Source organism: Paraburkholderia sp. A3BS-1L, assembly GCF_051125215.1.
Lineage (GTDB): Bacteria > Pseudomonadota > Gammaproteobacteria > Burkholderiales > Burkholderiaceae > Paraburkholderia.
The window spans coordinates 1258991-1285780 of sequence record NZ_CP120442.1; the positions used below are offsets into that span (position 1 = coordinate 1258991).

Consider the following 26790-nt stretch of genomic DNA (forward strand, 5'->3'; position numbering starts at 1 on the left):
CCGGCAGGCCCTTGAAGCAATGAACTCCCTTTCCACACAGCCCGGCGCAGCGGCGCGCCCGCTTGGCGTGCTTGCCGCGCTTCCCCAGGAACTCGGCGATCTGATCGCCACGATGCAGGCCGAATCGGGTGTCGTCACGCGCACGCTCGGGCGGCGCGACTATCACGTCGGCACTGTGCACGGCGTGCCGTGCGTGGTGACGCTCGCGCGCGTCGGCAAGGTGGCCGCGGCGGCCACGGCGAGCGCGCTGATCCACGTCTTCGATGTGGGCGCGGTGGTGTTCACGGGCGTAGCGGGCGGCGTGGGGCCGGACGTGCACGTGGGCGACGTGGTGGTGGGCGAGACGCTGCTCCAGCACGACATGAACGCCGAGCCGCTGTTCCCGCGCCACGAGATTCCGCTGCTCGCGCGCTCGCGCTTTGACGCCGACCGTGCGCTGGCCGATGCGCTGGCCGCCGCCTGCGAGCGCTTCGTCGCGGAAGAGGGCACGGCGCTGGCGGCGCGCTTTAGCGCCGCGCTGCCGCGCTTCGAAACCGCGCTGCCGGGCGTGCATCGCGGGCTCGTGATCAGCGGCGACCAGTTCGTGGCCAGTGCGGCGGCTGTGGGCGCATTGCGCGCGGCTTTGCCTGATGCGCTCGCCGTGGAAATGGAAGGCGCGGCGCTGGCTCAGGTCTGCCACGAGTACGAGGTGCCGTGCGCCGTCGTGCGCACCATTTCCGACACCGCTGACGAGCATGCGAGCACCTCGTTCTCGTCGTTCCTCACCGACATCGCCGGGACGTATTCGACGGGCATTCTGCGGCGCTTTCTCGCGTCGTACCGCCCGGCGGGCCGCTGAGCGGCGCGGATGGGCGCCGGCGGCCCACAGTCGCCCCGTGGGCGCGGGTTAACAATGACTGTGAAATTATTTATATCTAAAGTAATCTGGCCTGCCGTCCAACCGCCATTGACCGACTGCGCCTGAAAGTCCGCGTCCAGGGGCCTTGCTGCAAGGCATCTGGAGACGCCCGGACGGGACGGCGCCGTGCCCGCCCATGTCCGATGCCCGCTCCATCCCCGCGCGCACGACGCGCGCCGTCCTGCTCGTCTGCGGCTTGTCCGTTCTCTTCGAAGGCTACGACGTCGGCAGTCTCGGCGCGGTGCTGCCCGCGCTGGCCGCCGACCGACACTGGAGCCTCACGCCGATGCAACTCGGCGCGCTCGGCAGCTACGCGCTCGCGGGCATGTTCTTCGGCGGGATGGCGATCGGCACGCTTGGCGATCTGCTCGGGCGGCGGCGCATGCTGCTGGCCTGCGTCGCACTGTTTTCGCTCACGATGGCCGGCGCCGCGATTGCGCCCACGCCGTTCTGGTTCGGCCTGTGCCGGTTTCTGGGCGGCCTCGGTCTCGGCGGCGTGATTCCGGTGGCCGCCGCGCTCACGATCGAGTATTCGCCGCCGGCGCGGCGCAGCTTCAACTACGGAATGATGTACTCGGGCTACTCGCTCGGCATCCTGTGCGCGGCGCTCGCGGCCATGGCGCTGTTGCCCGCATGGGGCTGGCGCGGTGTGATGGCGGTGGGTGCGCTGCCGCTGCTCGCGCTGCTGCCGATGGCGCTCGCATTGCCCGAATCGCTCGAATATCTGGCCGCGCGCGGACGCTTCGACGAGGCGAGCGTGCTCGCCGCCCGGCTCGGCGTGACCGGTGAGCTGCAGGTGGCACGCGGCGCCGCGTCCCAGCGACGGACGAGCTTGCGCGACGTCGTGGCCGCGATCTTCGCGCGCCGCCGTCTGCGCGCGACGGCCTGCTTCTGGATCGCACTGTTCTGCGGCATGTTGCTCGTGTACGGCCTCAACACCTGGCTGCCGATGATCATGCGCAAGCAAGGCTACGATCTCGGCTCGAGCCTCGCCTTCCTGCTTGTTTTCAGCCTGACTTCGGCATGCGGCGGCGTGGTGCTCGGCAAGATCGCCGACCGCTTCGGCGCGCGAGCGACGGTCGCGCTGGCCTATGCCATCGGCGCGCTCGCGATCGCTGTGCTGATGACCCGCAACGCGCTCGTCGTGAGCTATGCGCTCGTGGCGCTCGCGGGCATCGGCAGCATCTCGGCTTCGCTCATCCTGACCGGCTATCTGACGCACTTCTATCCGTCGCACGCGCGCGGCGCGGCGACGGGCTGGGCGCTGTCCTTCGCGCGTTTCGGGGCGATGTGCGGGCCGCTCATGGGCGGGTACATCGCGAGCGTCGGCGCAAACTGGTCGTGGAATTTCGTGGCGTTCGCGGTGACAGGACTCGTGGCGGCGCTGGCGGTCGCGGCGTTGCCGTCGCGTGTGCGCGCTGAGGCGGGAGAAGATGCGAGGGTCGAAGCAGACGAAGGCGGCGAGGCGGCGCAGGGCGACGCCCGCCGCGCCACCGAGCGCGGCGCCCAGCTTTCCTGAAGGCGCGGCGGGCGCCCTTAGATCGCCGCTTCACGCCTTGCCGGTTGGCTCGACCGCCTCGCGAATCTGCTGCAGCGCCGCTGCGTCTTCGATGGTCGGCAAATCGCCGGGATCGCGCCCTTCGGCGAGCGCCGCGATTGCGCGGCGCAGGAGCTTGCCCGAGCGCGTCTTCGGCAGCATCGACACGAAGTGCACGCGCGCGGGCCGCCCGATGGCGCCGAGCTGGCGGTCCACGGTGGCCGCGAGCGCGGCGGCGAGCTTGTCCGCCGCCGCCGGATCGGCCGCCGCACCCGCGTCGCGCAGCACCACGAACGCGAGCGCGGCCTGGCCCTTCACCGTGTCGTTCACGCCCACCACGGCGACTTCGGCGACCGCCGCGTGCGACGAGATCGCTTCCTCGATCTCGCGCGTGCCGAGCCGGTGGCCCGCCACGTTGATGACGTCGTCGGTGCGGCCGAGGATCGTCACGTAGCCGTTTTCGTCCTGCACGCCCCAGTCGAAGGTCGAATAGACCTGCTGGCCCGGCACGCTCTCCCAGTACGTCTTCACGAAGCGCGCATCGTCGCCCCAGACCGTTTGCATGCAGCCCGGCGGCAGCGGGTAGCTCAGCGTGATCACGCCTTTCTCGCCCTGCGCGCAGGGCTCGCCCGTATGCTCGTTGCGCAGCACGAGGTCGTAGCCGTAGCACGGCACGCCAGGCGAGCCGACCTTCGGCGGCAACGCTTCGACGCCGCGCTGGATCGCGAGCATCGGCCAGCCGGTCTCGGTCTGCCAGTAGTTGTCGACCACGGGCTTGCCGAGCGCGTCCGAGATCCATACGGACGTGGGTTCGTCGAGCGGCTCGCCCGCGAGAAAGAGGGTGCGCAGGCTCGACAGGTCGGCGGCGCGCAGCAGCGCCGGATCCTGCTTCTTGAGCACGCGGATCGCGGTGGGCGCGGTGAACATGAGATTGATGCGGTGCTGCTCGACGAGGCGCCACCAGATGCCGCCGTCGGGCCGCACGGGCGTGCCTTCGTACATCACCGTGGTCATGCCCGCGAGCAGCGGCGCGTAGATGATGTAGCTGTGGCCCACGACCCAGCCGATATCCGACGCCGTGAACATGGTGTCGCCGGCGCGGCCCTCGAAGATGTACTCCATCGACGCGGCGAGCGCCACCGCGTAGCCGCCGACGTCGCGCTGCACGCCCTTGGGCCTGCCGGTCGTGCCGGAGGTGTAGAGCACATAGGAAGGCTCGTTCGATTCGAGCCATTCGCAGGGGACGTGCGCGTTGTAATGCTGCTCGCGCAACGGTTCATAGTCGACCAGCCAAGGCGCATTGAGGCGTTCGGGCGCAAGCTGCCGGTCGATCAGCAGCACGCGCGGCGGCGCATGTTCGGCGCGCGCCATGGCCTCGTCGACGAGCGGCGTGTAGTCGATCACCTTGCCGCCGCGTGCGCCGGCGTCGGCGGAGACGAGCAGCGTGGGCTTGGCGTCGTCGATGCGCGCGGCGAGGCTCGGCGCCGCGAAGCCGCCGAACACCACCGAGTGGATCGCGCCGAGGCGCGCGCAGGCCAGCACCGCAAACACGGCCTCGGGAATCATCGGCAGATAGATCAGCACGCGATCGCCGCGCTGCACGCCGAGCGAGCGCATGACGGCGGCCATGCGGTTCACTTCGGCGTGCAGATCGGCGTAGGTGTAGCGGCGCTCGATGCCGGTTTCGGTCGACACGTAGACGAGCGCATTCTGTTGTGCGCGGGTGTCGAGGTGCCGGTCGACGGCGTTGAAGCACAGGTTCGTGCGCCCGCCCACGAACCAGCGCGCGAAGGGCGGATTCGAGCGGTCGAGCACCTCGGTGAACGGCGTTTGCCAATGGATGCGCGCGGCTTCGCGGCGCCAGAAGTCCTCGGGGCGATCGATCGACTCGCGGTGGAACTCGCGGTAACGGCGCATGACGTCCATCCTCCCGTACGGTGTCGCGGGCGCGGCGCATGGGACGGCGCCCGCATGATGCCGGTATGGCGGCTGGACCCGGCTCTGAAGGGTCGAGGATAGTGCAGTGCAATGGGCGCGGGCAACGCGGGTTCACCCGTGGGTGGACCTGCAGATTCGCCCGCAGATCTGCCCACAGATGCGTCGTTACCCGCTGCGCGACGTCAGTGCGTGATCAGGAGCGCAACTAGGCTTCGCGCGCGGTGTCGGGTTACGCGAGAGATTGCGCGAGTGGGCGTGGGTGCGCATGCCAGCGCCGCAGCCGGCGGCTCGCGATCTCCACCGCCGGATCGAGCTGCGCGCTCACCGCAGCGCCGAGTCCCGTGCCATACGCGTCGTGCGCGTGCGGCTGCACGCCGATCAGCACGAGTTCGCGCGGATAGCGGCCTTTGAGCTGTGCGCAGGCGAGCGCATCGGCGAAATCCATCTGACGCAGGTTCACGGGGCGCGTGCGCAGATGCTGCACGGCTTCATCGCCTTCGCGCACGCACAGCGTGCCGGGCGTACGGCCGAAGTCGGCCGAGTTGAAGGCGAGCATGCGCTGTGCCGACTCGACGAGCGGCAGGAGCGCGAGTCCCTGGGTGCCGCCCGCGACGAACTCGACATGCGATGCGCATTGTCAACCGGCTTTGAGCCGCTCGATCGCGCGCATGCCGAACCCGGCGTCGCCCCATTGCAGATTGCCGAGTCCCAGTGCGACGCTGCGCGGCAGCGCCGGCGTATGCGTGGCGGCGCGGGCCGGCGCCGTCAGGGGGCGTGTGAAGATAAACGGAACGTGCTCGTAGAGAAAGCTCACGCGACTCACTTTGCGAAGGACACAGAGTTCAGAATATTCTTAGCTGTCGCGCATTTTTGTGCTGAGGTGTGTCAAGGGGCCAGGAATTTATGCGTGTGCTGGGATAAGTTTTGCAGGTTCAGGCGATTGACTGTCGGACAACCTTTGATTAACGGTTAAAACCTTTAAGCAATGTTCAGGCGCGCTTGAGCTCACGCGCCCGGTTTCACGACCACGGTACAGGTCGTGCCTGCGGAGAGCGTCATGCCGTCCGGCACCTTGTCGATGTGGATGCGCACCGGCACGCGCTGCGCGAGGCGCACCCAGTTGAAAGTCGGGTTCACGTCGGCGAGCAGTTCGCGGCTTTGCGGATTGTCGCGGTCGTAGATACCGCGCGAGATGCTTTCCACATGACCTTCGAGCGTGCCGCCGCTCATCAGCTTGATGTCGGCCTTGTTGCCCACCTTCACGCGCGGCAGCTTGGTTTCCTCGAAATAGCCGTAGACCCAGAACGAGTGGCTGTCCACCACGGCCAGCCTCGCCTGGCCGGCGTTCGCGTAGTCGCCGCGAAACACCTGGAGGTTGGTGATGTAGCCGTCCACCGGCGAGACCACGCGCGTGCGCTCGAGGTTGAGCTTCGCGGCATCGAGCGCGGCGAGCGCCTGCTGGTACTGCGCCTGCGCCGAGTTCGCGGTGTGCGAGGCGTTCTCGCGGCTTTCCTGCGAGACGACCTGGCTGTCCATGTCGGCGCGGCGGCGCGCGTCGTCCTGTTTCATGGTGAGTTCGGCCTTGCGCGCGGCCACGGCGGCTTGTGCCTGCTCCACGGCAATCTGGTAGTGCGACGGATCGATCTGCATCAGCAGGTCGCCCTTGTGCACGAACTGGTTGTCGCGCACGGGCAGCTCGACCACGGCGCCCGAGACGTCGGGTGCGATGTTCACGACTTCGGCGCGCACGCGGCCGTCGCGGGTCCAGGGCTCGTCCATGTAGTGTACCCACAGGGCGCGCCCGACCAGAATGGCGACGGCGAAAATAAGAGCCGTCGCGAGAAAGCCAATGATGTTTCGGATAGTCATGATTCGTTTGAATCCGGTTCGGCGGTTTGCGCTTATTTCAGCGAGTTCAGCGAGTTCAGCGATAGACGGCGAGCCCCAGCACGCAGCACACGACCACGAGCAGGCTCACGCGAAAGAGAGAGGGGTGCCACACGATCCGGTAGAGGCCGGTTCGGGCCAGCACGGAATCGAGCACCCACGTGAGCGCCGCGCCCAGAATGAAGAGCAGGACGATCGCGGGAAGGTAGGCGTCGAGAAACGCGACGTCACGCGGCATGGTTTGCTCCTTGCGGGGTACCGGGTTGATCCATCGGTGGGTTCAAATACGCTGCGAACGGCGATTGCGGATCGATGAGCGCGGCGCGGATGAAATGCAGATGGCTCAGGATGCGCTGCAGCCGATGACGCGCTTCGCGCGGCGCGTTGTCTTGCACGATCCGTTCGAGCACGCCGTGGCAGGCCGCGATGGCTGCACGGGTGGCGGCGAGCGCGGTGGCGTGGCGGTTCGCATCGGGGCGCTCGAACAGCGCGCTCACGGCCTTGAGCGTGGCCGCGGTGGCGTCGCGCCACGGCGCGGGGTGCTCCGTTACGGCGGCCAGCTCCTCGCGCAGATCGAGCGCGGCATTGCCGATCTCGAGCGTCGCGAACATCCAGCGCAGGGTGTCGTGGCGCAACGCGTCGTCGTTGCCCGCGAGCGCGTGCAGCTGGAACATCAGGTCGCGCGCGCCGCTTTCGAAGCGATTGCGCAGGCCCGCTAGCCCGCTCGCGCCGAGCCAGCGCGCGCGGCACGCGTGCACGGCCTGGCCCCGCAGATTGGCGAGGAGGCGCTTGCGGAGCCACGGCGCGGAGGGCGGCAGGAGCACCGCGAACGCGGCGGCCGTGACGATCATCGACATGACGAGCGACAGCGCGTCGTTCATGTAGCCGGCCGGGTTGTACTGCACGACGTTGTCCGGACCCACGAGGAAGCACAGGAAGATGCAGTAGCCCATGCCGTAGCCCATATACGCGGGGCGAGTCGTGAGGAACACGCCGAAGGCGAGCGCGGGTGCAAGCGCGACACACAGCAACGGAAAGCCGTCGATGTGCGGAAACACGCCGAACGTGAGGAACATGCCGACCACCGACGCGAGCATCGTGCCGCCCGCCATCTGGCTCGACATGCGCGCGGGCTGGGGCGAGGCGGAGGCCAGCGCGCAGGTGGCGGCGGCGGTGAGCACGAGATTCGCGCCGCTCGGCCACGCGCTCGCGATCCAGAACGCGGCGAGCAGGCCCATCACGACGGCCGCGCGCAGGCCCGCCACGGCGGCCGCGACCAGATTGGTCTTCGGCACATAGCGCGCGACCCATTTCTCGCGCGAGTGCGTGTCGACGGCGAGCGAGGCGTAGGTCGCCGTGTATTCGTTCATCTCGTGCACGAAGCGGTAGAAGAGCTCGGTGGCCGTGTCGAAATCGAGCAGGCGCGCGGCGCGCGTGTCCGCGTTTTTGCCTTGCTGGCCCAGATCGGCTTCGAGCTGCACGCGCGTTTCGCGCACGCGCCTCGGCAACGTCGCGCGGTAGTTTTCGAGTTGGGTGGCCACGTGCACCGCATCGGCGGCGCTGAGCACCGGTTCGCCGGACTTGTCGAACAGCGGCGCGATTTCGCGGAAGTACGGTTCGAGCGCGTCGACCGTGACGGTCGAGCCGGCCTCGCGCAGGCGGTTCATCAACTGATGCAGCGCGTGAAAGCGCGTCGAGACGGTCATGAACTCGGTGTTCAGGCGCGCCAGCCGCCCCGCGCGCATGCGCGCGTCGGGCGACTCGAACACGGCCGTGCTGCGGCTCGCCTCGAAGCCGACGATGTCGGCCACGAAGCGCGCGTTGGTCGCTTCGATCCGCGAGCGTTCGACTTGCCCGCCCAGCGACGCCGACACATAGTCGACGAACGACGAGAAGCGCTGGCGCACCGTGGCGCGCAGCAGCTCGCCCGTGTACTGCGGAAACACCACGGCGCTCACGAAGCCCGACGCCAGGATGCCGATCGAGATTTCGGCCACGCGCGTCATCGCGGACATGAACGCGCCATCGGGATGCTGCGAGGCCGGGATGCCGATCAGCGCGGCCGTATAGCCCGCGAGCACGAAGCCGTACGAGCGGAAGTTGCGGTTGCGCGCCGCGCCCGCCGTGCAGATGCCCACCCAGAGCGCCGTGGTGGCGATGAAGAGCTCCGGCTGCTGGGCGAACACGCCGATCAACGCGAGCATGACCACGAGGCCGACCAGCGTGCCGCAGATCCGGTAGAAGCTTTTCGCGAACACGGGGCCGCTTTGCGGCTGCATCACGATGAACACCGTGGTCATGGCGGTGCGCGGCGAGGGCAGGTCGAGCTTCATTGCCACGCCGAGCGCGAGCAGCGCCGCGGCAATCGCCTTGAGGATGTAGAGCCAGACGAGGCCGTCGGTGCGCGCCCAGTCGGCGCACGCCTGAAACATGCGTGCGCCGCCGGCTTGCGTGGAAGTGGGAGAGGACGCAGCCATCTTTGCGGCCTCAGTGCGCAGGGGTTGAATCGGCCGCGTTGGCCGAATCGCCCGCATGAGCCGTATCCACGCCGGCCTTATCCACGTTCGGCAGCTTCGGTGCAAGCAGCGCTGCCGGCATGAGCGGCACGTCGCGCGTCTTCTTGCCGTGCGCGGGTAATTGCTCGGCTTGCGTCGGGCCCGCTGCCGGATCGATCATGCCGCCGCCGAGCGCCGCCACCAGCGTCGCATGGGCGGCGAGGCGCGCAGCCTGGATATGCGCGACGCCTTCCTGCGCGTGCAGCAACTGCGTCTGCGCGATCAGCACGTTGACATAGTCGCTGAGCCCGCGGCGAAAGCCGGCCTGCGAGAGGTCATAGTTGCGCTGCGCGGCCGCGACCGAGCGATGCGCGTCGTCTTCCTGGGTGGCGAGCGAACGCATGCGCACGATCTGGTCGGCGATTTGCTTGAGCGCGCTCACGAGCGTCTGGTTGTACTGCTCGACAGCGATGTCGTAGGCCGCCGATTGCGCGCCGAGCTGCGCTCGCAGGCGCCCGCCGTCGAAGATTGGCAGCGAGAGCGCGGCGCCGCCCGCGTAGCTGCCGCTCATCGACTTGAGGAACTGGAACAGCGGGCCGGCCGCCGCATAGCCGCCCATCGAGACGAGCAAGTCGACGTTCGGGTAGAACTGGGCCTTCGCGACGTCGATGCCGCGCGCCTGCGCGGCGACGGTCCAGCGCGCCGCGACCACGTCGGGGCGATGGCCGATCAGCTCGGCCGGCAGCGCCGAGGGCAGGCCCGCCGGAGCGGCAAGCGAGAGCGATGGGCGCGTGATCGATTCGCCCGCGCCGGGACCCTTGCCCGCGAGCGCGGCAAGCTGGTTCTTGTCGAGCGCGATGCTTTCTTCGAGCGCGTCGATCTGGCGCTCGTGCTCGGGCAACGGCGTTTCGGCCTGGCTCACTTCGAGCTGCGTGCCGATGCCGCCTGCGAGACGCTTTTGCGCGAGCGCGAGAATTTTCTGCTGCTCGGCGAGGTTTTGCTTCGCGATGTCGAGCAACGCGTAGTTCATCGACAGATCGATATACGCGCGCGTCACGTTCACTTCGAGCTCGAGCTGCGCGGCGCGCGCATCGGCGGCCGTGGCGTGCGCCATGTCGAGCGCGCGCTCGGCGGCGTTCTTGTCCTGGCCCCAGAGATCGAGGTGGTACGAGAGGCCGAGCGTGGCGGTGTTGTTCCACGTGTTGGCGCCGGCGAGCGGGCCGGGGCCGTAGAAGACGTTGTCGGCCCATTGCTGGCGCTGCACCGACATGCTGCCGTTGATCTGCGGCAGGAGCCCCGCTTGCGCGACGCCGGCCATCGAGCGCGCCTCGCGCACGCGCGCCTGGGCGGCGGCGAGCGACGGATTGCCTGCGACCGACGCCTCGATCCACGCATTGAGCTGCGGGTCGTTATAGGCGCGCCACCAGTCGCTGGCGGGCCATTGCGCGTCGGTGTTGGCGGCGCGAATGGCCGAGCCGGCGTCCAGTTCGGCCGCGTCCGTGTGCTTCGCTTGCGGTGCGATGCCCCCGGTACTGGCGCAGCCCGCGATTATCAACGAGAACGTAAGAACCGTGAGTGCGGCTAGTCCTTTCGGTACCGGAGACTGCACGATTTACTCCTTTTACATGCATAGTTTGACGTACCGCATTATATTTTTTGCTGGATTCGCGAATAACCAGTAAGGATGCAAGGCATTCTTACGTGATTTGAGACAATCGATTTTGCGAAATATGTAACAATTCGTCCGTCAGCTAAAGGATTGTTATGGATACGCTTCAGAACATGCGTGTATTCATGCGGGTGGTCGAAGCCGGTAGCTTCACCGGCGCCGCCCAGCATCTGAATACGACGACGGCCTACGCATCGCGCGCGGTCTCCGATCTGGAGGCGCATTTGCGCACGCGGCTCCTGAACCGCACGACGCGCCGCATCGCGCTCACCGAGGCCGGCGAGCGTTATCTCCAGCGTTGCGAGCAGATCCTGGCCTATGTGGACCAGGCGGAAGCCGAAGCCGGCGATGCGCATGCGCGGCCCTCGGGCCGGCTCAAGGTGCACGCCATGACCAGCTTCGGCCAGCACTATGTGGTGCCCGCGGTAGGGCGGTATCAGCAGTTGTATCCGGACGTGCAGGTGGACCTCACGCTTGCGCAGCGCATGCCCGATATCCTCGACGAGGGCTACGACGTCACGCTCGTGCTGGCCACCGATCTGCCCGATTCGGGTTTCGTCTCGCAGCGCCTGACGAGCGCGTTCAGCATTGCGTGCGCGTCGCCGGCATACCTGGAGCGCCACGGCGTGCCGCAAACGCCGCGCGACCTCGCGAATCATCGCTGCCTGCAGATGGTGACGCCAGTCTTTCCGGCATCGCAGTGGCAGTTCAGCGGACCGGACGGAGAGCAGACGATCGACCTCGGCGCGGCCCCGTTCCAGGTCAATGTCGCCGAAGCGCTGGCCGTGGCGGTGCGCGAGGGCATGGGCATCGGGCTCTTGCCGATCTATTCGGCCATTAGCGGCCTGCGCAGCGGCGAGCTTGTCTGGATCCTGCCCGAATACAAGTCGCAGGAGATGAATATCTATGCAATGTATCCGTCACGCCAGTACCTCGACGCGAAGATCCGCACGTGGGTCGAACTGCTGCGCGAGAACCTGCCCGCGACGATGGCCGAAGACCAGGCCGAGCTGCGGCAGTTCGCGCGGACCTGAGCGGGCCGGGAGCAGGGACTTGACGCGGGCGCGCTGACGGCGCGCCGTGACAGCCTGTTACAGCTTCGGACGATGGCAACACTTCCTTACGCACACCGTCGCGGCGGCTTGATAAGGTAGCGGAACTGAAACGTCAATCCGCCAGAACCCGAGGTTTTCCATGGATATGCATACGATGATCGGCATCGCCGTGATGATAGGCCTGATCGGCATTGCCGCATCGCGTGACTTGCTGCGCATGCGCCGCGCGCAGCTCCAACCCATCACACTGCGCACGCAGCGCCCGCGCGACCCACGCTGAGCGCCGCTCAGATCTCCACCACCTTGTCCCACGCGAAGGCCGGATTTTCCGGCTGGCCGGTGCGCCGGTCGCGATAGCCGCGGGGGTTGCACACCACGCGCGTGGCATCGACGGTGTAGTCGAAGCACGTATGCGTGTGGCCGTGGATCCAGAGCGCGGCGGGCGCGCCCACCAGCGCGCCCAGATCGTTCACGAATCCCGCCGAGACCAGATCATCCGCATAGCGCGCCGCGAGGCTCAGCCGATGCGGTGCATGGTGCGTAACGACGATCGTCTTGCCCGCAAAGGGCTTCGCCAGTTCCCCTTCGAGCCAGGCTCGCGCATGCGCGTGCAGCGCGAGCGAGTCGGCGGGCGTGAAATCGCGCGCGGCCGATTCGGGGCTCGCGGGCCACGACACCTGAATCAGCCCGCGAAAGTCGAGCATCACGCGCTTCGCGGCCTCGATCGCCGCTTCGAGCGCGGCCTCATCGGCGCCGAACAGCGCGAAATCCGCCCATAGCGTCGTGCCGAGCACCCGAAATCGGCCTGCCGGATCGACGTACGTCCCGTTATTCAAAAAGTGCACGTTGTCGAGCGTGGCGGCGGCGTCGCGCATGGCCGCTTCGAGCGCGCCGAGCTCGCCGTCGTAGTACTCGTGATTGCCCGGCACGTAGATCACGGGCACCTGCGGGTCGAACGTTTCGGCGGCCCAGCGCAAGCCCAGCCCGTGATTGTGGATGTCGCCCGCGAGCACGACGAGATCGGCCTGCGCGTGCGGGATCGTGTCCGGCTCGTCGTTTTCCAGATGCAGGTCGGATAGCACACGAACTTTCACTTCGCCTCCCTGGGCGTTCATTGCCGCGTTCAGCGGATGACCTTGCCCGGATTCATCAGATTGAGCGGATCGAGCGCGGTTTTCACGGCACGCATCAGCGCGAGCTCGACTTCGCTCTTGTAATGCGCGTTCTCGTCGGCCTTCAACTGGCCGAGGCCGTGCTCCGCGCTGATCGTGCCGCGATGGCGCGCGACGCTGTCGTAGACGATGCGGTTTAGCGTGGGCTCGTTTTCCGCGAGGAAACGCTTCGGGTCGCCGCCTTCGGGCGCCTGCACGTTGTAGTGCAGATTGCCGTCGCCGAGATGGCCGAACGTCACCATGCGCGCGCCGGGCACCATACGCGCGATTTCGGCGTCGGTTTCCTCGATGAAATGGCCGATGCGTGAGATCGGCACGCCGATGTCGTGCTTCACGTTCAGCCCTTCCTGCGCCTGCGCGAGCGGAATGTGCTCGCGGATATTCCAGAACGCCTGCGACTGCGCGAGGCTTTCCGCGACCACGGCGTCTTCCACGACCCCTGCTTCGAGCGCGGCTTCCATGAGGCGCTCGAAGAGCGCACGAGCGTGTTCTTCGCTTTCGTTGTCGGAGAGTTCGAGCAGCACCACTTGCGCGTGGCGCTGCTGGAACGGGTAGCGCAACTGCGGGAAGTGCCGGCCCACCAGTTGCATGCAGAAGTCCGACATCAGCTCGAAGCCGGTAAGGAGCGGTCCGGCAAAGCGCTGCGCGAGCGCGAGAAAGTCGAGTGCGGTGTGTGCGGAGGCGAGTCCCGCGAGTGCCGTGACGCGCGCGGTCGGCTGCGGATGCAGCTTCATGACGGCGGCGGTGATGATGCCGAGCGTGCCTTCCGCGCCGATGAACAGGTCGCGCAGGTCGTAGCCCGTGTTGTCTTTGCGCAGCCCGCGCAGACCGTCCCAGAGTTCGCCCTGCGGCGTCACCACTTCGAGGCCGAGGCACAGTTCGCGCGTGTTGCCATAGCGCAGCACGGCGGTGCCGCCCGCGTTGGTCGAGAGATTGCCGCCGATCGTGCAGCTGCCTTCAGCCGCGAGCGAGAGCGGAAAGAGGCGCCCGGCCTCGGCGGCGCGCGCCTGGACCTCGGCGAGAATCACGCCGGCTTCGACGGTGATCGTGTTGTTGTGCGTGTCGACTTCGCGCACGCGGTTCAGGCGGCGCAGGCTGAGCACGGCCTGGCGGCCGCTCGTGTCGGGCGTCGCGCCGCCCGCCAGGCCGGTGTTGCCGCCCTGCGGCACGAGCGCGATGCGATGTTCGTGCGCAAGCTTGACGATTGCGGCGACTTCGTCGGCGCTTGCGGGACACAGCACGGCACACGCGGCGCCCTCATAGCGCTTGCGCCAGTCGGCGAGGTAGGGCGCGGTGTCGTGGGCGTCGGTCAGCACGTGCTGTGCGCCGATGGCGCTGGCGCAGGCGTCGAGGAAGGCTTGGCGGGCAAGTGCGTTGCTTGGGGTCATGGCGGGCGGGTTGTCTGCGGGGCCGGGCGGGGGGGCCGGGGCACTGACGAGCGCCACGTGCGCAACGCGCCGGCCTGCGGTTCTGGCTAAAGGGTTAGTGTGACATGCCGGGGGACCGGATAGTGAAGGCGCGCGCAGGGGCCGCCGGGTGTGCGCACCGATGCACGCTTGTGCGTTTGTGCATGCTCACGCGCTTTCCCGCTTGGCGCGCCGTGCGGCGCGCTTGAACGGCGCGACATACGCGAGCGCGCAGCCGAAGAACCCAAGCGCCAGCGCCACCTCGATCCAGCCGAGCAGCTTGCCAGGCGCAGGGTCGGTCATGCCGCGCACGATGCCCTCGGCGAAGTAGAGCAGCACCAGCATCGATGCCCATTGCAGCGTGTAGAGACGGCGCCGCAGCACGCCGGGCAGCGCGGCGGCAAGCGGCAGCGCCTTGAGCACCAGCGCGCTGCCGCCGGGGCGCAGCGGCGCGAGTTTCCACTCCCACGCGAGGCACAGCAGCGTGAGCGCGGCGAGCATGACGAACGCGCCGAGCGCGGCGGGTGCGCCGGTGCGGCGCTCGGCGATGTCGGCTTGCGTGCGGGGCGAAGAGGCCGGCATGGGCGGCTCGCCGCCGGCGTTCATGGCCGCTCGCCTTGCGACAGCGCGAGCGACGCCCGCGCGAGCCGCACGCCCAGCGCCACGGCGAGCGCTTTTTCGTCGGCGGTGAGGCCGTGGCCGCGGCCGTCGGCGCGCGCGTGATGCGAGGCGCCGTAGGGCGTGCCGCCGCTTTGCGTCGAAGTGAGCGCGCTTTCGGTGTACGGAATGCCCAGGAGCAGCATGCCGTGATGCAGGAGCGGCAGCATCATCGAGAGCAGCGTGCTTTCCTGGCCGCCGTGCAGGCTGCCGGTCGACGTGAAGACGCAGGCAGGCTTGCCCGCGAGCGCGCCCGAGAGCCATTGCGGCGTGGTGCCGTCGAGGAAATACTTGAGCGGGGCCGCCATGTTGCCAAAGCGCGTGGGCGAGCCGAGCGCGAGGCCCGCACATTGCTCGAGGTCGCGCAGTTCCACGTAGGGCGGGCCGTCGTCGGGAATGTCGGGCGCGGTAGACTCGCAGACCGTGGATACGGGCGGCACCGTGCGCACGCGCGCTTCGGCGCCAGGCACGCTGTCGATGCCCTGGGCGATGGCGCGCGCCAGTTCGTGGGTCGCGCCATGGCGGCTGTAATAGAGCACAAGAATCGGTTTCATCGGGCCTCGTCGGTGGACGGGATATTATAGGGGCTGGGTTCGCCGCGAGTTTTCAGCCAGTTTTGCGCTGTTTTTTCGCTGGGTTTTCGCAAAATGCGGTGTGCTGTCTGGATAAGGCAAGGCCAATGGACGTGTTGTCGAGATTACGGATCGATCTGGATATCGTGAAGCGCCTCGCGCGCTTCGCCGCGCGGCGAAGCCGCGAAGACCGCATTCCGCAAGTGGCGGGCAGCCTGACGTTCACCACCTTGCTCTCGATCGTGCCGCTTGCCACCGTTGCGTTCGCGCTCTTCACCGCGTTCCCGATCTTCGCGACGTTCCAGAATTCGCTGCAGGATTTTCTCGCCGACCATCTGATGCCGGCGCAGATCAACAGCCAGATCTTCATGTACCTCAATCAGTTCGCGTCGAAGGCCAAGGGCCTCACGACGATGGGCATGATCGTGCTGTTCGTCACCTCGGTCATGACGATGATGACGGTGGAGTCGGCGTTCAACGTGATCTGGCGGGTGCGCAAGGCGCGGCCGTTCGCGCAGCGCGTGCTGGTGTACTGGGCGATTCTCACGCTCGCGCCGATCCTGATCGGCGTGAGTCTGTCGATTTCGTCGTATCTGTTCACGCGCTCGGTCGCGCTCGCCACTGAGCAGCACGTCTCGATGGTGTTCGACTGGATGCTCATCGGCGCTTCGCTGCCGCTCACGGCGCTCGCGTTCACGATGCTCTACGTCTATCTGCCGAATTGCCGAGTGGAGTGGCGCGACGCCGTGGTGGGCGGCGTCGCGGCGGCCATTGCTTTCGAGCTGGCCAAGCGCGGCTTCGGCCTTTACGTGCGGCGCATCCCGACCTATACGGCGGTGTATGGCGCGTTCGCGGCGGCGCCGATGTTCCTGCTGTGGATGTACCTGAGCTGGTTCATCACGCTCGTGGGCGCGATGATCACGTCGGCGCTGCCCGAGATCCGCACCGGACGATTCAATCGGCCGCGTTTTCCCGGCAGCGACCTGCTGGATGCGCTCGAATTGCTTGCGGGACTCGCGGACGCGCGCGACGTGGGCCAGCCGGGCAGCACCGCCGAGCAGCTCGCGCAACTGCTGCGGCGCGACCTTGCCACCGTCACGCGGCTCGTGACGGATCTGGAGGAGGACGAACTGATCGGCCGGCTGGAAAAGGACGGCGAGAAGCCACACTACATTCTGATCGCGAATCCCGCGCGAATTTCGGTGGAGCGCATTTACGCGCGCTTCGTGGTCGATCGCCAGGAACTGGCGTATCAGCTCAAATCGAGCGATATCGACGCCGCGACGCTGCTCGGCGCTCTTGAGAACGACAAGCTTTCGATATCGCTCGCTTCGCTGCTGGCGGCGCGGCGCGAGTTGGCACGCATTGCCGAGGCGGGCGCGGACCACCCGGGGTTGCCGCACCCGGCGGCTTGAAGGTGAGGGCGTGTCGGGAAAGAACCGGGAAAGAACCGTGGGCGAGTACGCGCGCGGCTACTAGATCGAAATCTTTCCGCGGCAGATATCCGAGAACATGACCCAGTCGCCCATCAGGCTGTAGATGGGATGCCGGAACGTGGCCGGGCGGTTCTTCTCGAACATGAAGTGGCCGATCCAGGCGAACCCGTAGCCGCACACCACAGCGGCGGGCAGCCAGAGCCAGTCGCCCGTGGCGATCGCCATGGAGAGGCAGCCGATCACGCCCAGCGAGCCGATGAAATGCAGCCGCCGCGACATGAGGTTGCTGTGTTCGCTCAGATAGAACGGATAGAACTGCGCGAAATTCGCGAAGTGCCCGGTATCGGTGGGATGGCTCATCATCGTATCCTCCTTTGCGCGCTGCGTGCCGCTGCACCAAGGGTCGCTCATCCAGTCATTCTGCGGCGATCCGCACGACCGTGCAACCTGCACCGGCCGCAGTCCGCGCAGGCCGTGAAGTCCGGCTAGCCGTTCCCCACCCGCGTCCCTTGCTGCACCGCAAACGTGAAGAGCGCATCGAGCGTTGCGTCGGGCTGCTCGGTCATCAGTGCGTGTCCGGCGTCCAGCGTCACCGTATCGACGGGGGCGCCGGCCTGCGCGAGCGCGCCCGCGAGCGCGTGTGCCGCTCGCGGCGGGGTCATCATGTCGCGCTTGCCGACGATCAGGCGCACCGGGCAGCGCACTTTGGCTGCACTGGCGAGTCCGTCGGCGTAGGCGTTGCAGGCCGCGAAGTCGGCGTGAAAGAGCTGCGGCGCGCCTCGCGCCGAGACGCGCTCCATCAGCCGCTGGTTCATGCCGCGCAGCCAGAAGCCGGGGCCGGGGCTCGAAGGCTTGGCCGCGAGCGTCGAATGCGACCACGCGTTCACGAGCGCGATGGCCTCCGGTTCGCGCTCGCGCGCGGCCTCGAGCAGTGCGGGGGAGACGGCCATCGGCACGGCGGTGGCGAGCAGCGCGATGGCCAAGGCGCGCCCGGTGTGACGCGCGGCGAATTCGAGCGCGATCAGCGAGCCCATGCTGTGTCCGGCGACGAACGCTTTCTCCACCTTGAGCGCCGCGAGCAGGGCGTCGAGCCAGTCGGCGAGCGCGCCGATGCTCGTGAGCGCCGGGCCCGCACTGCGCATATGGCCCGGCAGATCGACGGCCAGCACGCTGAAGCCGTGGTGCGCGAAATAGCGCGATTGCAACGCCCACACGCTGTGATCGTGCTGCGCCCCGTGGACGAACACCGCCACTGGCCGGGCCGGATCGAATGGGCGCCCGCCCGTATAGGCATAAGCGGCTTGCCCTGCGACGTCGACGATCATGACGCCTCCTTGCCCGCTGCGGCCGGGGCGGATTTCTGTGGCGCCTTTTGTGACATTTTGAGCGCGCGCTTGAGGTCGTCGATCAAGTCGTCCGGATCTTCGAGGCCGATCGAGAGGCGGATGGTGCCCGCGCCGATGCCGGCAGCGGCAAGCGCGGCCTCGTCCATGCGGAAGTGCGTGGTGGAGGCGGGGTGGATCACGAGCGAGCGCACGTCGCCGACGTTCGCGAGGTGCGAAAAAAGCGACAGCGACTCGATGAAGCGCTTGCCGGCCTCGCGGCCTCCGGCCAGATCGAAGCTGAACACGGCGCCTGCGCCGCGCGGCAGCAGGCGTTGGGCGAGCGCGTGGTCGGGATGGCCGGGCAACTCGGGATAGGCCACCGACTGCACGGCTTCGTGCGCATCGAGAAATTCGACGATGCGCCGCGTGTTCGCCACATGCCGCTCCATGCGCAGCGGCAACGTCTCGATACCTTGCAGCAACTGCCACGCGGCCTGCGGATGCAGGCACGCGCCGAAGTCGCGCAGCCCTTCGCGGCGCGCGCGCAGGAGGAACGGCGCGACGCTGCTTTCCTCGCTGAACACCATGCCGTGAAAGCCCGCATAAGGCTCGGTGAGTTCGGGGAAGCGGCCCGAGGCGTCGAAGTCGAAGGTGCCGCCATCCACCAGCACGCCGCCGATGGTCGTGCCGTGGCCGCCGAGGAATTTCGTGGCCGAGTGGTAGACGAGATCGGCGCCGTGCTCGAACGGGCGCAGCAGATACGGCGTGGTGAAGGTCGAGTCGACGAGCAGCGGCACGCGGTGCTCGTGCGCGATCTGCGCGACGCCGGCGATGTCGAGCACATCGAGCCCAGGATTGCCGAGCGTCTCGCCGAACAGCAGGCGTGTCTCGGGCCTTATGGCCGCGCGCCAGGCGTCCAGGTCGCCTGGCTTCACGAAAGTCGTGGCGATGCCGAAGCGGCGCAGCGTGTAGTCGAGCAGATTGTGCGAGCCGCCGTAGAGTGCCGTGGACGCCACAATATGCGAGCCCGCGCCCATCAGCGTGGCAACCGCCAGATGCAGCGCGGCCTGGCCGCTCGCGGTGCCGATCGCGCCCACGCCGCCTTCGAGCGCGGCCACGCGCTCCTCGAACACGGCGACCGTGGGGTTCGAGATGCGCGAATACACGTGGCCCGCGCGCTCCATGTTGAAGAGCGCCGCCGCGTGGTCGGTGTCGCGGAACGAGAACGACGTGGTCTGATAAATCGGCGTCGCGCGGGCGCCGGTGACGGGGTCGGGCGCGGCGCCGGCATGCAGCGCGAGCGTGTCGAAGCGTGGGTCGGACATCGTGGCAGCACGGCCGGCGCGAGCCGGCGTCGGGTGAAAGGTGCTGGCATCGTAACACCGGCCTGCGCTCGCGGGGGCGCGCCGCAGGGCCGGGCGGCGAGGGCGCGCCGGCTTGCCGGGCGCCTGGCAACGGATCGCGGGCGCGGCGCTTGCTGGCCCAACCGCATAGGGCGACCGGCCGGCTTTGCCGCGGCTTTCCCCGCGACTTTCCTTTTGCCGGCCTTTCCGATAGCATCGAAAACAGGTAGCAATTCTTTTCGGCATCGCCCCCATATTTTTTGCAAGAAATGAGGCTCGGCGCGGTATGGCCAGGCCTCATCGGCACAGGAGACACAACATGCGTGTGAGCGACATTCTCAAGGTCAAGGGCAATACGCTCTATACCGTTACGCCCGACACGTCGTTGCACGAAGCGGTGAATACCATGGCCGAGCGCGATATCGGCTCGCTCGTCGTCATGGAGTACGGCGATCTGGTCGGCATGCTCACGTTCCGCGAGATCATCATGACGGTGAGCGCGAATGGCGGCGGCGTCGGCACCACCACGATCCGCAAGGTGATGGACGACCACCCCATCACGTGCACGCCCGAAACCGACGTCGACGAAGTGCGCCGCATGATGCTCGAGCATCACGTGCGCTATCTGCCCGTCATGGACAGCCGCTCGCTGATGGGCGTGATCTCGTTCTACGACGTGGCGAAGGCCGTGGTGGAGGCACAAGGCTTCGAAAACAAGCTGCTCAAGGCCTATATTCGCGACTGGCCCGAGGAAGAGCAGCATTCGGGGCGTTGATCCCGGCCCCGCGCGCTGACTCACGCGCGCGGGCCGTTTTCGTACTGCTCGCACCAATTCGCACGAATCCGCATGAAAAGCGCGCGTTTAGCGCGCTTTTTCGCGTCTGGTCTTCCATTCCTACAGCACGATCTCACTTGATGAGCGAAAGTCCGATGCCCGTCGCGCAGCGCGCGGCCAGCGAAGCGAGCGGTCATGGCTCGCAGTTCGCGCTGCTGCGCCAGCGCCGTTTTGCGCCGTTCTTCTGGACGCAGTTCCTCGGCGCGATGAACGACAACGTCTTCAAGATCGGCTTCACGTCGGTCGTGACCTATCAGGCGGCGCGCTTTTCCGGCGTCGATCCGAAAACCGTGGCGTTCCTGATCTCGGCGATTTTCATCGCGCCGTTCGTGCTCTTTTCCGCTACGTCGGGACAGATCGCCGACAAGTTCGACAAGGCCGTGCTCACGCGCTGGGTCAAGACCTTCGAGATCGCGGTGATGCTGATCGGCGCGACGGGTTTCTGGATGCACAGCGCGCCGCTGCTCTATCTGTGCACGTTCCTGATGGGGGTGCACTCCACGGTGTTCGGGCCCATCAAGTATGCGTATTTGCCGCAAAAGCTCGCGGACGATGAACTCGTCGGCGGCAACGGGCTCGTGGAGATGGGCACCTTCGTGGCGATCCTGATCGGGACGATCGTGGGCGGGCTCATGGCTGGCATTGGCGCGTCCGATGCGGTGTCTGGCGTCGCGTCCGGTGTTGCGTCGAACGCCGCTTCCACGACGGTCCCGGCAGCGACGCCGGCGGGCGCCTGGTGGCTCGGCGGCCTGTGCATCGCCATCGCGCTGATCGGCCGTGTGGCCAGCGCGTTCGTGCCGCCCTGCGCTCCGCCGCAGCCGGAGCTGCGCATCAACTGGAATCCGTTTTCCGAAACCTGGCGCAATTTGCGCCTCGCGCACGGCAACCGCACCGTGTTCCTGAGTCTGCTCGGGATTTCGTGGCTGTGGTTCGTCGGCGCGACGTTTCTGGCCTCGTTCTTCAACTTCGCCAAGGACGTGCTGTCCGCCGATCCCGATGTCGTGACCTTGTTGCTCGCCATGTTCTCGCTGGGCATCGGCACGGGCTCGATGCTGTGCGAGCGGCTTTCGCGCGGGCGCATCGAGATCGGTCTCGTGCCGCTCGGCTCGATCGGCATGAGCGTCTTCGGCATCGACCTGTTTTTCGCGAGCCATGCGCTGCCCGCGGCGTCCCATCTGCTTTCGGTGGGCGAGTTCGTGCGCACGCCCGCACACTGGCGCGTGCTGGCCGACCTGTTCCTGCTTGCGATGTTCGGCGGCTTCTACAGCGTGCCGCTCTACGCGCTGATTCAGAGCCGCAGCGCGCCCAGCCATCGCGCACGCATCATCGCTGCGAACAACATTCTCAACTCGCTTTTCATGATCGTCTCGGCGCTCATGGCAATGGCGCTCACGGCCGCGGGCGTCGGCATCGCGGGCATTTTTCTCACGACGGCGCTGCTCAATATCATTGTGGCCGCGTACATCTACGCGCTCGTGCCCGAGTTCCTGCTGCGCTTCATGGCGTGGGTGCTCGTGCATACCGTCTATCGCGTGCGGCTCGTGCATGCCGAGCGCATTCCCGCCGAGGGCGCCGCGGTGCTGGTCTGCAATCACGTGAGCTATGTCGATGCGGTGGTCATCATGGCAGAGAGCCCGCGGCCGATCCGCTTCGTGATGGATCACCAGATCTTCCGCTCGCCGTTGGTCGGCTGGCTGTTCCGGCATGCGAAGGCCATCCCGATCGCGCCGGCGCACGAGGACGCGGCGCTGCTGACGGAGGCCTACGAGCGCTGCGCCACCACGCTTGCCGACGGCGAGCTCGTGTGCATCTTTCCCGAAGGCAAGCTCACGAAGACTGGCGAGGTGAATCCGTTCCGCCACGGCGTGACGGAGATCCTCAGGCGCTACCCGGCGCCGGTCGTGCCGATGGCGCTGCGCGGGCTGTGGGGCAGCGCGTTCTCGCGACACGGGGCGTCGGGCCAGGAGCGGCCGGTGCGGCGCGGGCTGACGAGCCGGCTCACGCTCGCGGTGGGCGAGCCGGTGGCGCCCGAAGACGTGACGGTCGACGAACTCCAGCGCAAGGTAACCGAGTTGCGCGGCGCGCGGCGCTGAGTGCGGCGGGGGCGGGGAAGGCTGGCTCGGGCGGCAGCGGAAAAGCAGCGCGGGCGGGTCGTCGCGCGGGCTGGCATAATGCTGGATTCCCCGATTTACTTTGGACCACCGCCATGTCCGGCAACACGCTCGGTACGCTTTTCACCGTCACCACCTTCGGCGAATCCCACGGGCCGGCCATCGGCTGCGTCATCGACGGCTGCCCGCCCGGCATGGCGCTCACCGAAGCCGATATCCAGATCGATCTGGACCGCCGTCGCCCAGGCACTTCGCGCCACGTCACGCAGCGCCAGGAAGCCGACCAGGTCGAGATCCTCTCGGGCGTGTTCGAGGGCGTGACGACCGGCACGCCCATCGCGCTCCTGATCCGCAACACCGATCAGCGCAGCAAGGATTACGGCAACATCGTCGAGACCTTCCGCCCAGGCCACGCCGACTACACCTATTGGCAGAAGTACGGCATCCGCGACTATCGCGGCGGCGGCCGCTCGTCGGCGCGCCTGACGGCGCCCACCGTGGCGGCCGGCGCCGTCGCGAAAAAATGGCTGCGCGAGCGCTTCGGGGTGGAAGTGCGCGGCTTCATGAGCGCGCTCGGCGAGATCGACGTGCCGTTCGTCGACTGGAAGCATGTGCCCGAAAACCCGTTCTTCGCGCCGAATGCCGACATCGTGCCGCAACTCGAAGCCTACATGGACGCGTTGCGCAAGTACGGCGACTCGATTGGCGCGCGCATCGACGTGGTGGCGAGCGGCGTGCCGGTGGGTTGGGGCGAGCCGCTGTTCGACCGCCTCGATGCCGACATTGCCCACGCCATGATGGGCATCAATGCGGTGAAGGGCGTCGAGATCGGCGCGGGCTTCGCCAGCGTGGCCCAGCGCGGCTCGGAGCATGGCGACGAACTCACACCCGAGGGCTTTCATGGCAATCACGCGGGCGGCGTGCTCGGCGGCATTTCGACCGGGCAGGACATCACCGTGTCGATCGCCATCAAGCCGACTTCGAGCATCCGCACGCCGCGCCGCTCGATCGACAAGACCGGCGATCCGGCCACGGTCGAGACCTTCGGCCGCCACGACCCATGCGTGGGCATCCGCGCGACGCCGATCGCCGAAGCGATGCTCGCGCTCGTGTTGATCGACCATGCGCTGCGCCATCGCGCGCAAAACGGCGACGTCGTCGTGGCGACGCCGAAGATCCCGGCCAGCGACGCCTGATCGCCGCGCACGAGGCAAGTCCGTGCTTGCGCCGCCGGTTGGCGGCCGCTCGGTCGCGCTGGTCTGGAACGGCAATCCATCGGCATGTGCGCGCTGCGCGCCGTTCGATTCCGGATGCCGAACCCGGTGCGCTGCTCACGGCGCCGGCATCACATTCTTCGCGTTGTCGCCGGGTCGCCGTGCGGTTGTGGAGGCGTGGCGCGAAGCTGGTTGACTTGACCGCGCCGTTCGAGGCGGGTTTCGACGACGTGGCGGTGTTGATCTCGAGCATCGATCGCGTGGTGACGATCGACAGCGGCCCGGCACATCTGGCTGGCGCGCTCGGGGCGCCGACGAGTCTGCTCGTCGACCATGTTTCCACCTGGTTTTGGGGCAGCGAAACGGCGTGCACGCTTGGTACGACTCGATCGAACTGTTTCGGCAGCCCGCGGTGGGTGAGTGGGGCACGTTCTCGCGCGCGCGTGAGGGCGCGTCTTGAAGCATTGATGGCGAGTTGATCGTTCCCGAACGCGTCGAGCGGCGGGTGTCGCGAGATGCCGCGCCTGCATGAAACGACAAAGCCGCTCCAGGGAGCGGCTTTGTTTTCTCGTTTTCCGATCTTACATGTTCGGGTAGTTCGGGCCGCCGCCGCCTTCGGGCGTGACCCATACGATGTTCTGCGTCGGATCCTTGATGTCGCAGGTCTTGCAGTGCACGCAGTTCTGCGCGTTGATTTGCAGGCGGTCGCTGCCGTCGTCGTTCTTCACAAATTCATAGACCGCGGCAGGGCAGAAGCGCGCTTCAGGGCCCGCATAGGTGCGCAGATTCACGTTCACCGGCACGCTCGCATCCTTCAGCGTCAAATGCGCGGGCTGGTTCTCTTCGTGATTCGTATTGGAAATGAACACCGAAGACAGGCGATCGAACGTGAGCTTGCCATCGGGCTTCGGATACTCGATCGGCTTGCACTGCGACGCCGGCTTGAGCATCTCGTGATCGCGGTGCTGGTGATGCAGCGTCCATGGCACATTGCCGCCCATGAGCTTCTGCTCGATGCCCACCATCAGCGTGCCCAGGTACAGGCCCTTGCTCATCCACTGCTTGAAGTTGCGCGCCTTGTACAGTTCCGTGTAGAGCCACGACTGCTTGAACGCTTCCGGATAGGTGGCAAGTTCATCGCTCTGGCGGCCAGCCTGTACGGCATCGAACGCCGCTTCAGCCGCGAGCATGCCGGTCTTGATCGCCGCATGGCTGCCCTTGATGCGCGCAGCGTTCAGGAAGCCCGCGTCGTCGCCCACCAAAGCGCCGCCCGGGAACACCAGCTTCGGCAGCGACATCAGCCCGCCCGCCGTCATTGCACGCGCGCCATACGAAACGCGCTTGCCGCCTTCCAGATACTTGCGGATCGCCGGATGCGTCTTGTAGCGCTGGAATTCCTCGAACGGCGAGAGGTACGGATTCTGGTACGCGAGGCCGACGACGAAACCCACCATCACCTGGTTATTGTCGGTGTGGTAGAGGAACGAGCCACCGTACGTGTCTTTTTCGAGCGGCCAGCCCGCCGTGTGAATCACGAGGCCTGGCTTGTGTTTCGCCGGGTCGATCTCCCACAACTCCTTGATGCCGATGCCGTAGACCTGCGGGTCTGCGTCCTTGCCGAGCTTGAAATGCTCGTTCAGTTGACGGCCCAGGTGACCGCGGCAACCCTCGCAGAACAGCGTGTATTTGGCGTGCAACTCCATGCCGAGCTGGAAATTCTCGGTAGGCTCGCCATCCTTGCCGACGCCCATGTTGCCGGTGGCCACGCCCTTGACCGAGCCATCGTCGTTGTAGAGCACTTCGGCGGCCGGGAAACCCGGAAAGATTTCCACGCCCAGCGCCTCGGCCATTGTCCCAAGCCAGCGCGTGACGTTCGCGAGGCTGATCACATAGTTGCCGTGGTTCTTGAAGTTGTCCGGCAGCGCCCAGTTGGGCACCGTTTTCGCGCTCGTTTCCGAAAGGAAAAGAAATTGATCTTCGGTAACCGGCACGTTCAGCGGCGCGCCTTGCTCTTTCCAGTCGGGAATGAGCTCGCCGATGGCGCGCGGATCCATGACCGCGCCCGAGAGGATATGCGCCCCGATCTCCGAGCCTTTTTCCAGCACGCACACGCCGATCTCAGCGCCTTTTTCTGCTGCCAGCTGTTTCAGGCGGATCGCTGCGGACAGGCCTGCCGGGCCGCCGCCCACGATCACCACGTCGTATTCCATCGACTCGCGTGGGCCGTATTGCTCCAAAAGACTTGCGGGGGTCATCAAAGCTCCTCTTGCCATTAGAATACTTTTTTCGGGTTCGTATTGTCGGGTAACGTTCCCCGGGCCGCAACCCAACGGGCCAACTTTAGCACGATCGTTCTATTTTATGCCAGAATACCCGGCGCGCCGCCGGTGGTGTATTCCGGCGCTCTTTCATCCTTGAACAGGAAGCGAAAATGGGCCGTTCGATCAATCTGGAAGGTAAGGTGGCAATGATCACCGGCGCGTCGAGCGGTCTGGGCAAGCGTTTTGCCCAGGTGCTCTCACAGGCCGGTGCGAAGGTCGTGCTGGCGAGCCGGCGCGTGGAGCGCCTCAAGGAATTGCGCGCCGAAATTGAGGCTGGCGGCGGGGCCGCGCATGTGGTCTCGCTCGACGTGACGGATTACCAGAGCATCCGCTCGGCGGTCGCGCATGCCGAGACCGAGGCGGGGACCATCGATATTCTCGTCAACAACTCGGGCGTCTCGACCACCCAGAAGCTGGCCGAGGTCACGCCCGCCGACTTCGAGTACGTCTTCGACACCAATACCCGCGGCGCTTTCTTCGTTGCCCAGGAAGTGGCCAAACGCATGATCATGCGCGGCAATGGTGGCGCTTCGAAGCCGGCGTACCGCATCATCAATATCGCTTCGGTGGCCGGCTTGAACGTGCTGCCGCAGATCGGCCTCTACTCGATCAGCAAGGCGGCCGTCGTGCATATGACGAAAGCCATGGCGCTGGAGTGGGGGCGGCACGGCATCAACGTGAATGCAATCTGTCCCGGTTATATCGACACCGAGATCAACCATCATCACTGGGCGACCGAGCAGGGCCAAAAGCTCATCTCGATGCTGCCGCGCCACCGGGTGGGCACGCCGGCGGATCTCGACGGCCTGTTGCTGCTGCTGGCTGCGGATGAATCAGCCTTCATGAACGGCTCGATCATCACCGCCGACGATGGCTTCGGCCTGATGTGAATTTCCAGTGCAACAAATGTAAAGCGTGC

Annotated in this window: 25 protein-coding genes; 10 read left to right on the forward strand and 15 right to left on the reverse strand. The window is 66.8% G+C overall.

The features are described from left to right. Positions 1 to 19 precede the first annotated feature (19 nt). Both P5W99_RS05695 and P5W99_RS05700 read left to right on the forward strand, forming a co-directional pair. Complete coding sequence (locus tag P5W99_RS05695) at positions 20 to 838, forward strand: 5'-methylthioadenosine/adenosylhomocysteine nucleosidase (protein ID WP_421044018.1); 819 nt, start codon at positions 20 to 22, stop codon at positions 836 to 838. 196 nt (positions 839 to 1034) lie between these two features. After that, positions 1035 to 2417: an MFS transporter gene (locus P5W99_RS05700; protein WP_434662180.1), complete on the forward strand. Its 1383-nt coding sequence runs from the start codon at positions 1035 to 1037 to the stop codon at positions 2415 to 2417. Between the two features lie 30 nt (positions 2418 to 2447). Here P5W99_RS05700 and P5W99_RS05705 read toward each other — a convergent pair whose 3' ends face one another. From P5W99_RS05705 to P5W99_RS05735, 7 genes are all read right to left on the reverse strand, one after another. Next, on the reverse strand, positions 2448 to 4352 hold the full coding sequence (locus tag P5W99_RS05705) for a propionate--CoA ligase (protein WP_421023624.1): 1905 nt from the start codon (positions 4350 to 4352) through the stop codon (positions 2448 to 2450). 250 nt (positions 4353 to 4602) lie between these two features. Beyond that, positions 4603 to 4956, reverse strand: coding sequence for a hydrogenase maturation protease (locus P5W99_RS05710; RefSeq protein WP_434662462.1), 354 nt, complete (start codon positions 4954 to 4956; stop codon positions 4603 to 4605). Between the two features lie 54 nt (positions 4957 to 5010). Continuing rightward, the gene (locus tag P5W99_RS05715; RefSeq protein ID WP_421023625.1) at positions 5011 to 5187 is read right to left on the reverse strand and encodes a hypothetical protein; all 177 of its coding nucleotides are present in this window, start codon (positions 5185 to 5187) and stop codon (positions 5011 to 5013) included. 191 nt (positions 5188 to 5378) lie between these two features. Next, on the reverse strand, positions 5379 to 6242 hold the full coding sequence (locus P5W99_RS05720) for an efflux RND transporter periplasmic adaptor subunit (protein WP_421023626.1): 864 nt from the start codon (positions 6240 to 6242) through the stop codon (positions 5379 to 5381). Positions 6243 to 6297: 55 nt separating this feature from the next. Next, positions 6298 to 6498 (reverse strand): DUF1656 domain-containing protein, encoded by a 201-nt coding sequence (locus tag P5W99_RS05725; RefSeq protein WP_421023627.1) that lies wholly within the window; start codon positions 6496 to 6498, stop codon positions 6298 to 6300. Continuing rightward, a complete protein-coding gene (locus P5W99_RS05730) occupies positions 6488 to 8737 on the reverse strand; it encodes an FUSC family protein (protein WP_434662181.1) in 2250 nt (749 codons plus the stop codon). The genes P5W99_RS05725 and P5W99_RS05730 overlap by 11 nt, the downstream gene beginning before the upstream one ends. A 10-nt stretch (positions 8738 to 8747) precedes the next feature. After that, complete coding sequence (locus P5W99_RS05735) at positions 8748 to 10364, reverse strand: efflux transporter outer membrane subunit (protein ID WP_434662182.1); 1617 nt, start codon at positions 10362 to 10364, stop codon at positions 8748 to 8750. A gap of 155 nt (positions 10365 to 10519) precedes the next feature. On the opposite strand from P5W99_RS05735, the gene P5W99_RS05740 reads away from it, so the two are divergent. Further along, positions 10520 to 11458: a LysR family transcriptional regulator gene (locus tag P5W99_RS05740; protein ID WP_421023630.1), complete on the forward strand. Its 939-nt coding sequence runs from the start codon at positions 10520 to 10522 to the stop codon at positions 11456 to 11458. Between the two features lie 160 nt (positions 11459 to 11618). Continuing rightward, entirely contained in the window at positions 11619 to 11759 is a 141-nt protein-coding gene (locus P5W99_RS05745) for a hypothetical protein (RefSeq protein WP_421023631.1), read from the forward strand. Between the two features lie 7 nt (positions 11760 to 11766). On the opposite strand, the gene P5W99_RS05750 is transcribed toward P5W99_RS05745, so the two are convergent. The 4 genes from P5W99_RS05750 to wrbA all read right to left on the reverse strand — a co-directional run bounded on the left by P5W99_RS05750 (position 11767) and on the right by wrbA (position 15268). After that, the gene (locus tag P5W99_RS05750) at positions 11767 to 12573 is read right to left on the reverse strand and encodes a metallophosphoesterase (RefSeq protein WP_421025194.1); all 807 of its coding nucleotides are present in this window, start codon (positions 12571 to 12573) and stop codon (positions 11767 to 11769) included. Positions 12574 to 12602: 29 nt separating this feature from the next. Then, positions 12603 to 14039 carry an FAD-binding oxidoreductase gene (locus P5W99_RS05755; protein WP_421023632.1) on the reverse strand — a complete coding sequence of 479 codons (1437 nt, stop codon included), beginning with the start codon at positions 14037 to 14039 and terminating at the stop codon, positions 12603 to 12605. Positions 14040 to 14225: 186 nt separating this feature from the next. Continuing rightward, positions 14226 to 14639, reverse strand: a complete 414-nt coding sequence (locus P5W99_RS05760) for a DUF2069 domain-containing protein (protein ID WP_421025195.1) — start codon at positions 14637 to 14639, stop codon at positions 14226 to 14228. A 20-nt stretch (positions 14640 to 14659) separates the two neighbouring features. Further along, a complete protein-coding gene (gene wrbA, locus P5W99_RS05765) occupies positions 14660 to 15268 on the reverse strand; it encodes an NAD(P)H:quinone oxidoreductase (RefSeq protein ID WP_421023633.1) in 609 nt (202 codons plus the stop codon). A 125-nt stretch (positions 15269 to 15393) separates the two neighbouring features. Between wrbA and P5W99_RS05770 the strand changes: the two genes are divergently transcribed. Further along, positions 15394 to 16701, forward strand: a complete 1308-nt coding sequence (locus tag P5W99_RS05770) for a YihY family inner membrane protein (protein ID WP_421023634.1) — start codon at positions 15394 to 15396, stop codon at positions 16699 to 16701. A gap of 60 nt (positions 16702 to 16761) precedes the next feature. Here P5W99_RS05770 and P5W99_RS05775 read toward each other — a convergent pair whose 3' ends face one another. The 3 genes from P5W99_RS05775 to P5W99_RS05785 form a co-directional block, all read right to left on the reverse strand. Further along, complete coding sequence (locus P5W99_RS05775; protein ID WP_421079582.1) at positions 16762 to 17082, reverse strand: Mpo1-like protein; 321 nt, start codon at positions 17080 to 17082, stop codon at positions 16762 to 16764. Positions 17083 to 17207: 125 nt separating this feature from the next. Then, positions 17208 to 18047, reverse strand: a complete 840-nt coding sequence (locus P5W99_RS05780; RefSeq protein ID WP_421023635.1) for an alpha/beta fold hydrolase — start codon at positions 18045 to 18047, stop codon at positions 17208 to 17210. Next, a complete protein-coding gene (locus P5W99_RS05785; RefSeq protein ID WP_421023636.1) occupies positions 18044 to 19372 on the reverse strand; it encodes an O-acetylhomoserine aminocarboxypropyltransferase in 1329 nt (442 codons plus the stop codon). The genes P5W99_RS05780 and P5W99_RS05785 overlap by 4 nt, the downstream gene beginning before the upstream one ends. Positions 19373 to 19709: 337 nt before the next feature. Here P5W99_RS05785 and P5W99_RS05790 point away from each other — a divergent pair, with 337 nt between their 5' ends. The 4 genes from P5W99_RS05790 to P5W99_RS05805 all read left to right on the forward strand — a co-directional run bounded on the left by P5W99_RS05790 (position 19710) and on the right by P5W99_RS05805 (position 24029). After that, positions 19710 to 20165 carry a CBS domain-containing protein gene (locus P5W99_RS05790; protein WP_421023637.1) on the forward strand — a complete coding sequence of 152 codons (456 nt, stop codon included), beginning with the start codon at positions 19710 to 19712 and terminating at the stop codon, positions 20163 to 20165. A gap of 140 nt (positions 20166 to 20305) precedes the next feature. After that, complete coding sequence (locus P5W99_RS05795; protein ID WP_434662183.1) at positions 20306 to 22318, forward strand: MFS transporter; 2013 nt, start codon at positions 20306 to 20308, stop codon at positions 22316 to 22318. A gap of 113 nt (positions 22319 to 22431) precedes the next feature. Continuing rightward, on the forward strand, positions 22432 to 23532 hold the full coding sequence (gene aroC / locus P5W99_RS05800; RefSeq protein ID WP_434662184.1) for a chorismate synthase: 1101 nt from the start codon (positions 22432 to 22434) through the stop codon (positions 23530 to 23532). Between the two features lie 215 nt (positions 23533 to 23747). Continuing rightward, positions 23748 to 24029 (forward strand): glycosyltransferase family 9 protein, encoded by a 282-nt coding sequence (locus P5W99_RS05805; protein WP_421023640.1) that lies wholly within the window; start codon positions 23748 to 23750, stop codon positions 24027 to 24029. A 102-nt stretch (positions 24030 to 24131) separates the two neighbouring features. On the opposite strand, the gene P5W99_RS05810 is transcribed toward P5W99_RS05805, so the two are convergent. Next, entirely contained in the window at positions 24132 to 25805 is a 1674-nt protein-coding gene (locus P5W99_RS05810) for an electron transfer flavoprotein-ubiquinone oxidoreductase (RefSeq protein ID WP_421023641.1), read from the reverse strand. A gap of 176 nt (positions 25806 to 25981) precedes the next feature. On the opposite strand from P5W99_RS05810, the gene P5W99_RS05815 reads away from it, so the two are divergent. Further along, positions 25982 to 26761 carry an SDR family oxidoreductase gene (locus P5W99_RS05815; RefSeq protein ID WP_421023642.1) on the forward strand — a complete coding sequence of 260 codons (780 nt, stop codon included), beginning with the start codon at positions 25982 to 25984 and terminating at the stop codon, positions 26759 to 26761. Positions 26762 to 26790: the final 29 nt, after the last annotated feature.